The sequence below is a fragment of the Cysteiniphilum marinum genome (assembly GCF_014857925.1).
GTDB lineage: Bacteria > Pseudomonadota > Gammaproteobacteria > Francisellales > Francisellaceae > Caedibacter > Caedibacter marinus.
This window is the reverse complement of record NZ_JACYVZ010000025.1, coordinates 24021-37984: the sequence shown is the minus strand read 5'-3', so window position 1 is coordinate 37984 and position 13964 is coordinate 24021. Positions and strand designations below refer to the sequence as shown.

At 38.5% G+C, this 13964-nt stretch carries 13 protein-coding genes; 1 reads left to right on the top strand and 12 read right to left on the bottom strand.

Annotated elements, in window-relative coordinates; all coding sequences use genetic code 11:
* Nucleotides 1-192 precede the first annotated feature (192 nt).
* The 3 genes from IE867_RS10480 to IE867_RS10470 are packed head-to-tail and all read right to left on the bottom strand — an operon-like array spanning nt 193 to nt 1924.
* The gene (locus IE867_RS10480) at nt 193-639 is read right to left on the bottom strand and encodes a hypothetical protein (protein ID WP_192484679.1); all 447 of its coding nucleotides are present in this window, start codon (nt 637-639) and stop codon (nt 193-195) included.
* 52 nt (nt 640-691) lie between these two features.
* Entirely contained in the window at nt 692-1114 is a 423-nt protein-coding gene (locus IE867_RS10475) for a hypothetical protein (protein ID WP_192484678.1), read from the bottom strand.
* A gap of 48 nt (nt 1115-1162) precedes the next feature.
* Nucleotides 1163-1924: a complement resistance protein TraT gene (locus IE867_RS10470; protein ID WP_192484677.1), complete on the bottom strand. Its 762-nt coding sequence runs from the start codon at nt 1922-1924 to the stop codon at nt 1163-1165.
* A gap of 134 nt (nt 1925-2058) precedes the next feature.
* Here IE867_RS10470 and IE867_RS10465 point away from each other — a divergent pair, with 134 nt between their 5' ends.
* Complete coding sequence (locus IE867_RS10465; RefSeq protein WP_192484676.1) at nt 2059-2448, top strand: hypothetical protein; 390 nt, start codon at nt 2059-2061, stop codon at nt 2446-2448.
* Between the two features lie 2 nt (nt 2449-2450).
* Here IE867_RS10465 and IE867_RS10460 read toward each other — a convergent pair whose 3' ends face one another.
* The 9 genes from IE867_RS10460 to IE867_RS10420 all read right to left on the bottom strand — a co-directional run bounded on the left by IE867_RS10460 (nt 2451) and on the right by IE867_RS10420 (nt 13963).
* Entirely contained in the window at nt 2451-5453 is a 3003-nt protein-coding gene (locus IE867_RS10460; protein WP_192484675.1) for a conjugal transfer protein TraG N-terminal domain-containing protein, read from the bottom strand.
* Between the two features lie 88 nt (nt 5454-5541).
* A complete protein-coding gene (locus tag IE867_RS10455; RefSeq protein WP_192484674.1) occupies nt 5542-7020 on the bottom strand; it encodes a conjugal transfer protein TraH in 1479 nt (492 codons plus the stop codon).
* A gap of 99 nt (nt 7021-7119) precedes the next feature.
* Complete coding sequence (gene traF / locus IE867_RS10450; protein WP_192484673.1) at nt 7120-7878, bottom strand: conjugal transfer protein TraF; 759 nt, start codon at nt 7876-7878, stop codon at nt 7120-7122.
* On the bottom strand, nt 7865-8731 hold the full coding sequence (gene traF / locus IE867_RS10445; protein WP_192484672.1) for a type-F conjugative transfer system pilin assembly protein TraF: 867 nt from the start codon (nt 8729-8731) through the stop codon (nt 7865-7867). The genes traF (IE867_RS10450) and traF (IE867_RS10445) overlap by 14 nt, the downstream gene beginning before the upstream one ends.
* Nucleotides 8732-8794: 63 nt before the next feature.
* Nucleotides 8795-10630: a conjugal transfer protein TraN gene (gene traN, locus IE867_RS10440; RefSeq protein ID WP_192484671.1), complete on the bottom strand. Its 1836-nt coding sequence runs from the start codon at nt 10628-10630 to the stop codon at nt 8795-8797.
* A 173-nt stretch (nt 10631-10803) separates the two neighbouring features.
* Entirely contained in the window at nt 10804-11592 is a 789-nt protein-coding gene (gene trbC / locus IE867_RS10435; protein WP_192484670.1) for a type-F conjugative transfer system pilin assembly protein TrbC, read from the bottom strand.
* 16 nt (nt 11593-11608) lie between these two features.
* The gene (traU, locus tag IE867_RS10430) at nt 11609-12691 is read right to left on the bottom strand and encodes a conjugal transfer pilus assembly protein TraU (RefSeq protein WP_192484669.1); all 1083 of its coding nucleotides are present in this window, start codon (nt 12689-12691) and stop codon (nt 11609-11611) included.
* Complete coding sequence (locus IE867_RS10425) at nt 12678-13445, bottom strand: hypothetical protein (RefSeq protein ID WP_192484668.1); 768 nt, start codon at nt 13443-13445, stop codon at nt 12678-12680. Before IE867_RS10425 ends, traU begins: the two co-directional genes overlap by 14 nt.
* A gap of 41 nt (nt 13446-13486) precedes the next feature.
* Nucleotides 13487-13963, bottom strand: coding sequence for a TrbI F-type domain-containing protein (locus IE867_RS10420; RefSeq protein WP_192484667.1), 477 nt, complete (start codon nt 13961-13963; stop codon nt 13487-13489).
* Between the last annotated feature and the right edge of the window lies 1 nt (nt 13964).

The window sequence follows — 13964 nt, the reverse complement described above, 5'->3', positions numbered from 1 at the left end:
TATCCTTGGTTGCGTTCATTTTTTCTGCAACTAACGCCACAAATTCCGCTTTATTATAATTTTTAACTTCTGTTTTCTTAGTCATGTGGTAACTCCTTTAAAATTAACATAATGAAAATATACCTTGTCGCATTTGATGACAAGGGTTTTTGAGGTTTAAGCTTAATTTTCTTTATTCAGCTATTACTTGAGTTACATTGTTTTAAGCAGCTTATACCCTCTATTAAGCCTAAAGATTAAGAAAATATTAGCAATAAATTGAAACGCCAATAGCGCAATAACCAATTCATTAATAAGCTTAACTTCTACTGGCAATACAGCAAGAATCAAAGCCAAAATATGCGTAACAAAAGTAGCATATATCAGCAATACAATTGAATCTAAACGCGTATTGACTTCACAATATTTTTTGATCGGTTTTGCTATATGTCTAATCATTGCAAAATATTGTATGACCACCGACACAAAAGGAATAATCATAAACCACACTAACCATGTAGGGCGGTTTTTAGCTTCTAGTCTATTGAGTTCCTTAGTGGTCAGTTGTGTTGTCAATGATAAGAAAATATACACTGCTATGGTCAGACCAAAAACAACAAAAACAGATATTCCCAATAAAATATGATATATATTTGTCATTATAACTCCCTTACAATTCGATTACTTATTTTAAATTTTTGATGATTTGCATTTAGCCGTTCTTTTTACACAAAGCAAAAAGTGACAATGATTTTTCACGTTTCTTTGCCATTATATTTGCCAAGGATTCAATTGTTCTGATCTTAAAAATAAGAACAATCAAAGTGATCACTAAAGCAATCTGTTCAGAAATGACAATAAAACCGTCATAATCATAATTAGCTAAGTTCAACTCTAGAAAAATATAATATGCCTTTAAAAACAAGGTTGAACATAACATTAAAGCAATTGTCGTAAAATATATTAAAACGCCATACATTAAAAATGAACAACAGAGTTCTAAAATATGAACGAATAATGCTTTGCGTCTACTGGTGCTATTGGTTATGTGTTCAACGGTTGTCTTACTTGGATTAAAACACAAATACATTGCACAAAATAAGACAACGACTGATGATAAAAGATAAATAATCATATTAAAAACCCTTAATATTAGTTAAAAAAATATTGTTGAAAGCGAACCCTAAACCCCAAAAATCCCACTAACCTGTTTCGCAATCTGTGCCTGTAACTCTGGCGTGGCTTCTTCAAATTTCAAATTAACCTGATTAGCAACTGAAACAATCCTTGTGCGATACCTTAACCAGTCTGATTTTTGGTTATAGGTTTGTGATACGTTACTTTGTGTACCTTGTGACAAATTCGATTGCGTTGTCTGTGTCACTTGTCCGTCTTTGGTTTTAACCGATACCTGAACATCGGTGATCATGCTGTAATAGACATTTTCAACTAACGAGTTAGCAATCCACGATACACCAGAAACAGCAGCACCAACGCCAAGACCAGCTCCCAGTGAACCTGTCGCATATCCTGCTGCCAATCCTGCTAAGGCACCTGTGGCAATATCAGCACCAAAACCACCACTTAATGCACTCCAAGCAGATGCTTCATTTTTAGCCTGCCCCATTTGTAGCACATTAATTTGCACCATATCACTTGCTTGTGAAATGTCATTCACCACACGCCAACCGTTACGTTGTAAGTCTTGCGCTAAGTTTTCTTTTAATCCGCTAAAATCCTCACTAAGTGTACTTCTTACTTGAATGTAAATGGTTTTGTCACTTTCAGCTACTGGGTCAAGAAAAATAGTGTCGGACATTTTAGAATTAACGACCAAATTGCGATGCTTAATACTGGTACTTATCGCAGCACAGCCACTTAAACTTAACAAGGTAGCTCCCAGTGTTAGGCTTAGGGTTGCTTTGGTGAGTTGTGATTTTTTCATGTGTTTTTTTCCTTTTAGTTGGGGTCGAGAATTTAATTTTAAGGTTTGCGTTACGTTTTGATTTTCCTTGTCAGAATCCTTTATTTATGCTAAGTTGCTGAAAGCAAAAATGATAAGTAATAAGGAAGTTAGCAATGAACGATAATCAAAAAGAAAGACTGCTAAAAATCGCTGAAAGTAATCCTGACTTGGCTAGAGAAATGATTGATATTTTCAAAGATGAAAAAAAACAATCCAACGAGCCAATTGCCGTCAAGATGGTTAAAGCAGAAGAGGATAAGATAGAGATTACTGCTGAGCAGAAGCAAAGTTTCCAAGTTGCATTATTTGCGTATGCAACCTCTGTAGTAATGATTTTATTTGCTTTCATACACTTGTTTTTTATAAACAGTTTGGACATGAAAGTGTTTTTTATTAGCCTTACTATAGGTGTATGCTCTGGCGTTTTTGCAAATATTTATGCCACTCTCAAAATAGGCGTTCCTATATTTAAAAATCTAGCCTTACAATATTTTAAATGGTAACTTTATTTTTTATCACCAAATAAATTTCTCCATGCGTCTTTACCTAATTGTGAATTTTCGATAGCTGCATCTTTATTCTTTTGGTTTAAATCCTCTTGATTAAACAACTTAACGCTGTCATTTCTTTCCAGATGGTTTAAATTTCCACCCGTTTTTTTGATTATATTATCTGCGCGATTATCTCGATCAGCTAATACCTCACCACCGTGTTGCTGTACCTGTTCATTGATTTTGTTTAGCTCCGACATATCAGGACGTTCAAGATCAAATGGATTCTTAGGCTGTTCAATAACTGGTGGCTGATCAGTTGTTAAGCCTAATCTACGCATTTCAGCTAAGGTAGCCTGATTCAACCGCTCATAATTACTCATTGTTGATTGCATTGTTTCTCCTCGTATTTGATGAATATCATACTCAAGATTGCTTTGATTAATACTGCTTTCTTTGTCAACTTGGCGATGATTCGCTTCTTTTTCGGTATCGATAATATCTTTACCGTTATTAAAGCGTTGATTATTGCTATTGATTTCAGTTTGCGCTCTTGAATCAATGCTTGCTGCATTTTCTCGATACCAATCTAAATAAACATCACTATTCGCTTGCACAAAGTCAGCTTGTGCTTGCTTGAATTGCGGGTCATTTTGTCGGCTTATATCCCCGAGCCATGCGCCCGCCTGATCAGCATAGTTAGAATGAATATAATTATTGAAGTCTGGCATTTTGTTTTGACTAAAACCAAAGTCATTGTTTTTAGCATAGTTTGCCGCTTCGCCTGCTTGGTTAGCTAATTCATTATTTCTTTGTGCCGACTCACTATAAGCAAAAGCTTTATTAAAGTTAGATTGCAAAGACTTACCTTGATCTACGCCAATCGCTTTATCTAAAGTTGCGGCATCTGATTGCGTTACTGTTTTAATGGTATCCATTGCTTCACGGTAGGATTTAGCATCATCAGCCGTCATGCCGACAGAGTTATTACTTGTCTTACTGTCACTCCATGATTGGTTACCCTTGGCGTAAACATTGCCATCAAGACCAGCAACCATTTTTAAACCTTTTCCAATGACACCGCCATTGTATTTTATCTCAGCTCCAACCTCTCTGTTGAGAGATGAAACCCCACTAGCAATCTGATCCTGACTATATCGATTATGAATATCAGCCACTGTTGCATACGCCTGTGCCAACTGCCCTGTCTTACTGGTGCTATTGCTTGATGATATATAATCTTTTAAGGCTTGGTTAGTGCCTGCTTGACTAATATCTGAAATACCCGCTTGATAGGATTCATTAAATGCCATTGCATCGGACTGCGCCATTTTTTCATACATCGATTGCGTCTGCGACAACCCAGTAGAAACCGTTTGACCACTCCTTAACTCAAACGGTTGTTGATCAACAACCCCTGAATTATTATACGTCACCCCATTAAGTGTTTGCATTCTTGAACCGCCCGCCATCAAGGATTCTCTTGCGCCACCGTAAGTTGTATTCGGCTGTAAAAGCGTTTGATGACCTGAAACATTATTCATTTGATGCTGTGCAACGGTTGTATTAGCAAGCTCAAAACTACCCTCACTTAATCCTCTAGCTCCCTTTTCAGCGTCAGATGACAATTGCGAGGTCATGCTCGTTGCAACGCCCATCATCGTCGAACCCGCACCCATCACTAACATTCTTGATAAATACGGCACAAACATTAACATCCACCCTGTTAATGCCGTGTATCGCCATGCTAATGCACTGGCTCCGTCAATCGTAGATAAGGTTAAACCACCTAAGCCACCCTCTTGCATGCTTAAATGAACCGACATAATGGTTGTCATCACAAAGTTAATGAATACAAAAAACAACGGCCATGTACCTAACCAAATAAAACTACCGATATATTTGCCGATAATCCTAAAGAAATAGCCAGGGAAAAAGCACATATAAACCACTGGAATAAATGCACAGCACACAATCAACATTAAGATTGTATGAATCATCGGAACGTACTCTTGCGCCATCACTCCTGCTGAAATCCAAGATGAAGTCCGCGACATTTCACTTTGTGTTTTCGCGTAATTCAAAGACGCAGCAGCAGGGTTGCGACTTTGAGCGATATTCTGAAAACCATCACGCATGGCATTAATTGCCAAGTTTTGCATCATGATATTTTGCGAGCTTGCCGACATGTTAAAGAAGTGACTATACACATCTTGAACACTTTGCTGCATCTTAGCCACGGTATCTGTCATCGCATTTGCATTGAATTTATGAATGTTAGCAAAACTTAACAAGGAATCTTTTTTGAATTGATTTTCTAACCAATCAAACGCCACCCCGCAACGTGGAAAATCCTCAGCCCCTGCTTCATTCGGGTTTGCGTTAGGAATATGGACACGTAAATAACCACCGTCACCGCGTCTTGGCTCCTCTTGTTTTTTCAAAAAGGCTAATATATCGGGTTGTTTGCTTAAATCATCTAAGGTGTATTTTTTCCGCACCTTTATATCCGTCCATACGCATTGGTAAAGATAGCGCGACCAATAGCCTAACAATTCCGTATTCACTCTTGCCGCATTCATTTGCTGAAAGATCGTAGCACCCCATACCATACCTGTTTTTTCGTAGGTTTTATCATTCGGGGCGTGCATAATATCGGTAACCGTTTCAGTGACATAACGAGATACCCCAGTCACCCACGAAGCGGGCAAGGCTAATCCGTTAGGCACATTATCGACAGCAACGATATTTCCCATTGGGCGAGTTGTATCATAAATAAAAACATCGGTTTTCCCCTCTATCAAAAACAATGACATAAAAGTATAACAACCGACCCACCAAAGAATCATTTTAAGATCGCTTTTCATTAAAAACTTACAGACAACGGCAAACATGCCAATCATGCCTGTAGCCCATATTAAGGTATTTGACGCTTCTGAATTAAAGTAAGCGGCAATCGCATTAAATGCTGCTTGAAATACCTCACCTTGCGAGGTGACGTAAATAATATCATCCATCGATGCACTCCAAAATTAAAGATTTAAAAAGATTTAAAATTGTGAAAATTTAAGATTTAAAGGGCGAATAACCTATAGGACACAATCACTATAACGTCTTCCCATAAAACATATTCATTTGTGTTGATACGCTCATATCCCCAATCACAATATTTTCAACTTGAAGTGAACGCAAAACCAAATCGGATTTTTGACGCAAGTTTTTATAAGCAGTGTCATTGATTTGTAAAATCACATTGCGTTGCGCTCTGTTTAAGTTATCCATTAACCATTGCAGATCGTTATCGTCGCCCAAGTCATTTTGACGTAAAGCGGTACGTGCCACACTGATGATTTGACTAATGTACTCAGACAATAAAATGCGAGCTAAAATTTCAGCATAAGCATAATACTCAGGTGTCCAACCCGCCATAATCTCAGTTTTGATAATCTGCAAGATAGGAAAATTAACGGCATTAACAATGCCTTGTTCAGCAGGCGTTAAGCTCTTATCAGTCACTAATTTTTCACCCATTGATTGAAGCATCGTTGTCAACTTTGGCACTAAGGCTGCGGTATCTGCAATAACTAAGTCTTGAATCGTTGGTGCTTTACACGCTTCTTGGGCTAAATCGTCACACTTGTAAATTTTAACTTCTTGTTTTTTGCCGTCTTGTGGTTTCCCATGCAGCATCAAATCAAAGCCCGCGCTTTTTTCATCAACGATTAAAGGCTCTAATTTTTTCAGCTTGATCTGGTCATTTTCCGCAATATTGATCAATGTCCCTGTTAAGCTCATAACATATTGTGCCACTTCGGTATTGCTTTTCAAAAACGCATCTTTCATTAAAAAGTACCATACCAAATTGCGATTCTGTTTAACCACATCGGCAAGGCTTGGATCTTTTTTTGCTTCCTCGTTCTTTTGGACAGCAACATCGGGGCGTTTACAAAAGTCCTCACTCTCAAGCCATGTGCTAAATTTATTAGCCGTAGTACCGAAGCTTTTACAGACAAACTCTTTTGAGTTTTTAGACTCAAACCATCCTTTAATGCCATTAACCGCACTTTCAGCCAATGCACATGAACCGACATTCATCGCATTAAGATCAGCAGCAAGCTTCCTTAAATCTGCCATGGTTGATTTAACCGTTGGTGCCCATGTTGTTAGTGCCAAATCTATCGCATAGGGCACTGCATTTTTCATAATTGCCTGACCCATCTCAGTCAACTCTTTACCTGAAACAAACCCAAGTCCACCCGTCACCCAGTCAATCGTGCCACAACCAAATTTAAGATTAGGTGCTTGTACGTTTAACAACTGAATATGCTTATTGCCAGTCCTAACAAACCCAGAACCACCGCTTAAATGACCTGCCTCTTGACCCATAACCGCTTTAGCACTGGTGATATTGGCTGCAAAACCTGATTTGTTAAAGAAGTTTTGCATATCACTCGACATACTTGCTAAGGACATATTAGGGATTATTAGCGATGACATACCGATCAAGAGTAAAGAACTCACTACATATAGTGTGCGTGGCGTGTTTCGCTTTTTTTGCTTTTCCCGCATCTGCTTAAACAACATATTTACCTCTTTTTTATTTTTCTATTTTTTTAATTCTTTATTTTTTGCTTTTTTTCACTTTTCACTTCGCTATTTTCCGTTGCAAACCGCTTAAATGCCTCAATCACTCAATCGTTGACGCAGTTTGTTAGTCAGCACATCAACACTCTCATATCCTCGTGCCAGTAGCTCAAAACGCATGTTTTCCGTGTTCTGTAAAAACAAAACTGGTGTAAAAGGACTCGCATCACCGTAATATGTTCGGTATATTCTTTGTGCCAATTGGCATGAGTTTTTAAATGATGAATCAAATTGATCACAATATTGTCGTGACTGATTGGCAACAACAGGCATGACATTAGGATACTCTGGCGTACCTTGAGCATCGAAGCTAAAAGGGTATACCTCAAGATTGAACTCATCGGCAAGTTGCTTTACCAAGGGGGAGAGCTTGTGGCAATAGCCACAAGACCCACTCATAAAGAATACAATGGCGTGATTATCCTGCTCACTATTGGCGTTGTTGTATTCTTTATGTTTTATACCTTTTTTACTTTTTTTATCTTTTTTATCTTTTTTACCTATCTTATCTTCATTGTCTTTATTATCATTTTTACCCTTTGCCCCTTGATTATTTACCGCTATCGGTTGCGTTAAAGCACCAAAATACGCTTCGTTATCGACATAATCATGATCAGTATTTTTCTTGTCAGTTTCCGTTTCAATGGCTTTTACCGATATAAGGACTTGCTCGGCAATCATGCGTTCAGACAGTGAGGCGGTTGCTTTATTTGCCGTTGTTAGTAGTGCAAATAATGCGAAAAAGGTAAAAAAAGTAAAAGAAGTAAAAAAAGTAGAAAAAGTTTTACTCGACTTCATGCGTAACATCTCCCGCCAATGGCTTCTGATAAAAATCTGTGGCAAGTTTTAAAAACTGTTCTTCAATCTGGTTTTCTGAAATAAACCCATAATGAAATGGCTGAACTTGCTGTGTTTCTCGGTGATACAAAAACAATGCGGGCAACGCTTTAACACCCCATTGTTTTATTTGCCCACTCTCAGGCAAATTAACATGAATACTTTTTAACCCCTTGCCATCAACAGGTACACCTACCAAGCTAATATTGTAAGTATCTGCAAAGGATTGTGTTGAATCCGCCATGCCTTGAGCGTAAACATCTTCCCCTTTATAAAAGAAAAACAAACCATACGACTTGGCATATTCAGCAATCGCCGATTTTCTGCGCTTGGAATCAACGGCTTTACTGATCATTCTGGCACTGTCTTGTGTTGGGAATACCACTTGATGCGACAAATCAGGTGACTCGAGCAAGACTTTCTGAAAAGCAACCCCATATTGTTTCGAGGAATTAATCATAAAGTTATGCAAGCGCATAGCATACTCGACATCTTCTTTTGAGCGGGTAATTATCGCTTTTGCTTGAGCTTCCTCATAATGTGCTTGAAAATCTTTAAGCTGATCTTTGTAACTCATCATGATCGGTGCTTCTGTTGTTGTCACCATTGGCTTTAACTGGTTATTTTCCTCTATCTCTTCGTCCTCATCTTCCTCAATCGTGACACTGTACCATTGCCAACCTTGGGCTTTATAAGTCGCAGCAAGGCTTGTTTGCGGTAGTGAAAAGGTTAAAAGTGTAAATAATAGAGTAAATGGAATGAATGGAATAAATGGAATGAATGCTAGTGAAAGCATACTCAATAATGGGCGCATACTTTTCCTTATCCTTTAAGTTTATTTTTCTGATATTTTTATATTTTGATTTTTTGATCTTTACTATCGACTCGGTAATGAATTGCCTTGTTGTTTGTTAATTTCAGGCAACGCATTACCCGAGCCAAACTTGCCACTTAAGGCATTGGCTAAAGCGTCAGTAGGCAAAGTTGCTGCTGCTTCAATCTCAGCATAGACTTCCTCAAAGTTGATCTTGTCAAAATTAATCGCTTGCAACTGTTCAGGTGTCATGCCCGAACAATTAGGGTGCTTTGCGTCACCTAAACCAATACCTAATTGCCCTATTCGCCCTTGCTCATGAATAATGCGGGTTAGCTTAGAATCATAAACACAAAAGCTTTGGTGATGAACCAAGCAAACCCCTGCAACTTTCTTGCCACAATAGCGACCCGCATAAATTGCCTTGCCCTTGTTTCTATCCTCACGCAAGGCTTGCTCACTCTCAGAACAATTGCGAATGATATTACCATCACCATCGCAGCAATCATAAACGCCTAACGCAGCCTCGCCACAGTTAGCCGATTTACCTTTAAATATATTGATCTGATCTTGTGAATCTTTAACATCACTTGCCGCTTCATTAACCCCTGCAAAGGCTGCAACAGCATGTAAGAAATCCCCTTTGTTACCGCTTGTTATTTCTTGGGTGAACGTAATGCTATTAGGATTGCCACAAACTAAATCAACATTTTCACAGCTTTGTTCGGTGCATTGGTACGTTTTTTCATGTGTTAAACAAAAACCGCCATCTTCCTCAATACACCGCTGATCAACCAAACTGCACTTATTTTCAAATGCTTGGCATGTATTTAAAACGTTATAGCCACATTTATAACTTAAGGCATACTGCCAACAAGGCAAATTCACCTCAACGCCACCAATATTTTTAATGCCCCCTTGCTCAGTACAAGCTTCATAGGTTTTCACACACGCACTGCCATTGACATTGTTACAAGTATCTTTCCATGTTATTTGTGCTTCTTTTTCAATGCGTGGGGGAATTTCAATCACCCCAGTAAAATTGATTACAACATCGGGAACCGTTGCATATTCCCGACCATCGGCATAAAAACTGCTTTTTTGCCCTTGTGTCACCCATATATCTAAGTTATTGAAAGTATAGGTGATGCTTTGTTGGTATAATCTGGTATCAATCCTATTAACAATTGGGCTTATGTTTATCCAGTAATGACCAAACCAACCGCCACCATAAGTGCCTGTCGCTGTTGCAGTGATCGTTAATGATTTGAGTTTTCCAGTATAAGGATAACTAAAAGAAGCCCCTGCATGGTATGGCTCATGCCGATAATCAGTTTTACCTGTACCACTAAATGATTGATCATACGCAGGAATCGTTTTATCAATCAAATCAATCTGCGGATAGCGAATGCAGTTTATGTTTTGATAATTGGATTGTTGACATGTTCGTGTCACCGTTTCGTCAACACAAGACCCTGATACTTCTTGGCACGTGTATTCATCGCCTGAATCGCTTAATATCTTATCGGCATTATTTTGTATATCGACCACATGCTGATAGATCGGGTCATTGGGGTTAATGGTGACTTTATTTGTGTTGTTTGCCAACATTAAAGCCTGAGCATCTTCATTGTTTAAAAAAGCATTTTGCTTGTCGGTATCCATCAAGTGCGGATTATCTAAATACTGCATTGCAGGCACGTTGTGAATGTCACCAGTGGCAAAATCATTGACATTAAAATCATTCAGCTTGCCCGAGTCTATCGTATTTTGAGCGATATGCTGAACATCAACTAAGGTTTGATCAAATTGTGCTTGCTGTGTGTTGGCATAGCTTAATGTTAAGCTTATCAAGCCACAACTTAATGCTAATAATGGGTTAAATCGATAGGTAAACATATTTGCTATATCCTTTTGAAAAAAGTACAACGTTGGGAAAATGGGGAAAGCGGGAAAAGTGGAAATGTTAAAGCTAATTAAGAATAATCAACTTATCTGAGGTTTATGTGATCAACTTATCTGAGGTTTATTGTTATGTAAATCTCAGATAACTTGATTGCCATTAAAATAAGCTAAGGTTTCGCTTTCGCTAATACCTCAGCTAATACTGGCTTGAATTGATCACTGCCTTTGTTGTAGAGAATGCTAATACCATCTTTAACCGAAAGATTACCGTAAACTACATCAAACATTGACTGATCAGCAATACAATCCTCAATCTTGGCACTTTTACAAACATCTTTAGGATTTGCCACCACAAAAGCCGGTACTTGCTCAATCCCATATTGTTTAAAGCGCATTGGGTCAAAACTAAAGCCCCCTTTAGGCGGGTTTTTAGTATCTAAACCATCGGGCAAAATAATCTGTTCAATGCGCTTAACCGTTGCCCTAAAATCATCTTTATAAAAGCCTTGTACTAAAACAGGAATTGCTAATTGATCAGCTTGCTTGATAATCAGCTTTAATAATTCATCGGGCATAGAGAATGATACAAAAACCATCACGCCTTTAAACTCGGTTGACAAAACACTTGATTGATCAATTGCTTGTTGCATAAAGGCTTGGGCTTTTTCAATCCCAGACTGCGCTATTGCCTTGGCATGTGCCTCATGTTCTTTAGCGTGTTCATTACCTTGTGCTAACAAATTTAACGCTTGCGGTTGGTATAATTGCGCCCTATCCATTGATGATTGATATAAGGCTTGCACGTCATACTGGCTAACCGTTTGTGTATTAGCATAAGCCAAAGAATACCCACCCAAAGCCGTCAATCCTGCTAATCCCACTAACCCAAACAATCCCGAATATAAGGACAAGTAAGGTTTTATACAACCACCTTTTGCCATTGTTTCTTTAAACATTTTTTAATACTCCTAACTATAAGTAAACGCAATTGCGCTTTCTAAAGTTTAAAATCCCAAAGTTGCCACTATTGACTAAGCCATCTTTGCCCGCTTCCCATAAAAACGTAGTTGTGCCATAAGGGTGCGAAATATAAGGCTCAGGTACAATATTCGTAAACTGGTAGCGATAACGTGACTTCGGCAATATCGGGCTTGGGAACGATGTGCAAATCGCAGGATATATCCCCGAAGTTTCCCAAAGCATACCTTGACGGTGCAACTTGAAATTCATCTTTTCCGTCATCAATACCGCATTAGATACATTCGAGTAACTGAAATTCACACCACCATTTAAGGGGTACATCGAGCCTTGAGAACCCGCACACCAAAACAGCGCATCAAAAGGCAAGCTCATATTGGTAGAGGTTGCCACCGATTCAGGAATACAAGCAAGCTGCGTAATCGGATTGCCAAAAAGGATGGCTTCAGGATTTAAAATAAACGATAACATATCATCGTCCCATAATGGGTCAAGCTCACTTAAATACGCCAAATCAACACTTTCAGCTTGAACACAACCCATAGAGACAATTAAATTTAACAAATAGGTTACAGGATACTTATACCAATGCACATGATAAAAAGCACTGTTTGTTGTGCCGTCCATCGAGTTAGAGTGTCCACCTATTTGTTGTTGATTCAGTCCTAAACTCATTTGAAAACCCATGTTCACCATGCAATAAGGTATTCTCGTTATATCCACCAAAGAATGTGGCTCCCAAAATCCTATTGTCATACCTAAGCGATAAAATATCGGCGGTGGCATAGGACACATTGCTATTGGCATAGGTGGATTATCTAACGTATCAGGCAAACCTAAAGCACTAGGAATAACTGGCGTTGCGCCTATCGTCATTGGAAAAATACTTGCCCATGAAATATCAGTAATCGGGTTGACAAAACGACCCATGCAACCGCCCGCAGCATAGGATTTGTTTGCTAACATCAAGCATAATGGCAGTATGATTGATAAGGTACCAATCAGGCGATAAATGTATTTTACTTTTTCTTTTACTTTTTCTTTTACTTTTTCTTTTGTTTTATCAATGCTCACCATCACTGCCCCCTTTTATCATCAACTGATGCGTTCCCACCTCAACAATCTTTAAGCGGGTTGGGTTGTGATCATCTTGCGTGATCACACTCGGCACCGCTTTAAGTTTTAATGAGTTACTAATAAAACGCCCATAGTCAAAACGAACATTAAGCCCCAAAAGCTTAGAGGATTCATGCACATTGCCATTAATTAAAATCACTTTGACGTTCTTGTTTTGTTGCTTCAACACATCAACTGCTGCTTTAGTCCACCTTAACTGATCTGCGTCATCGCCATTAATCATAATCAATGTTGTATCATAAAAAGGCTGTTGCTTTTGATACAGTGGCTTTAAGTGATCAGGATACGTGCGAGTATCTAGCGGGTTGACCGTGGTACCTTTAGGGTAAAGTAGCTTGCCGTCAATATCGGTTACATCGGCTTGCAATACCAACAACGGCACATGATAAAACGTATCAGGGGTTGAGGTGGTCATTAAATGATAACCGCTTGGGCGTAGCATGGATTGCTTCACCCGCTCCTTAACATCATGCTCCCATTGCGCTAATTCACCACTGGCTTCCATCGCTAATAACCGCTTTTGAATTAAATCTAAAAGATTAGTTTCAGTGATTGAAAAGGTTTCGCCATAAAAGCCTAAGTCTTTAGCGTGACTTAGGCTGATAATACCTAAGCTTAAAGGGAGTGACAGACACGTAAACACCGCTAATGTGTTAAGTTTTTTGGCAATAAGGCGAATAAGCGCAATCATCATAAAGTACCTCGATCAATATTTTTTTCTTTTTTTACTTTGTTCTACACGTCACCAATCAACGCAATCACCTCATCGCTTACATCATTCGCGCCACTGATCACCGCACCTTTTTGCAAAATCACCACATTATTCACTTGTGCATAACGATCACTAGCACGCATAAGCTGTTGTGAAAACAAACGGGCTTTATTGACTCGCTCGCTATCGCTTAAATTAGATGTTGTCGCTAAGGTTTTCGCATAGCGTTGTATGATCTTTTGGGTATCTATCATCACTACCGCCTTGTTTTGCTCAAAGGCACTTGACGCACTGAATGTGTTAAAGATGACAAACCACAAAAAACCCAAGCCAATAATGATAAGTAGCCAATAAAAAAGTTTACTTTGCGCTTTACCTTTTATTTTGCTTTTTTCGCTTTTTTCGCTTTTTTCGATTTCTTGGTTTTCTTGGTTTTTCGTCTCTTTTATATTTTCAATATTTTTTATATTTTTTATATTTTTCTCGTCTACTTCTTCCATT

Excerpts from the sequence above, each read along its gene's own strand:
- IE867_RS10425 (WP_192484668.1), bottom strand. The coding sequence starts at position 13,445 with ATGATGATTGCGCTTATTCGCCTTATTGCCAAAAAACTTAACACATTA.
- traU (WP_192484669.1), bottom strand. The coding sequence starts at position 12,691 with ATGGTGAGCATTGATAAAACAAAAGAAAAAGTAAAAGAAAAAGTAAAA.
- IE867_RS10460 (WP_192484675.1), bottom strand. The coding sequence starts at position 5,453 with ATGGATGATATTATTTACGTCACCTCGCAAGGTGAGGTATTTCAAGCA.
- IE867_RS10420 (WP_192484667.1), bottom strand. The coding sequence starts at position 13,963 with ATGGAAGAAGTAGACGAGAAAAATATAAAAAATATAAAAAATATTGAA.
- trbC (WP_192484670.1), bottom strand. The coding sequence starts at position 11,592 with ATGTTTAAAGAAACAATGGCAAAAGGTGGTTGTATAAAACCTTACTTG.
- traN (WP_192484671.1), bottom strand. The coding sequence starts at position 10,630 with ATGTTTACCTATCGATTTAACCCATTATTAGCATTAAGTTGTGGCTTG.
- IE867_RS10455 (WP_192484674.1), bottom strand. The coding sequence starts at position 7,020 with ATGTTGTTTAAGCAGATGCGGGAAAAGCAAAAAAAGCGAAACACGCCA.
- IE867_RS10475 (WP_192484678.1), bottom strand. The coding sequence starts at position 1,114 with ATGATTATTTATCTTTTATCATCAGTCGTTGTCTTATTTTGTGCAATG.
- IE867_RS10480 (WP_192484679.1), bottom strand. The coding sequence starts at position 639 with ATGACAAATATATATCATATTTTATTGGGAATATCTGTTTTTGTTGTT.
- traF (WP_192484672.1), bottom strand. The coding sequence starts at position 8,731 with ATGCGCCCATTATTGAGTATGCTTTCACTAGCATTCATTCCATTTATT.
- IE867_RS10465 (WP_192484676.1), top strand. The coding sequence starts at position 2,059 with ATGAACGATAATCAAAAAGAAAGACTGCTAAAAATCGCTGAAAGTAAT.
- traF (WP_192484673.1), bottom strand. The coding sequence starts at position 7,878 with ATGAAGTCGAGTAAAACTTTTTCTACTTTTTTTACTTCTTTTACTTTT.
- IE867_RS10470 (WP_192484677.1), bottom strand. The coding sequence starts at position 1,924 with ATGAAAAAATCACAACTCACCAAAGCAACCCTAAGCCTAACACTGGGA.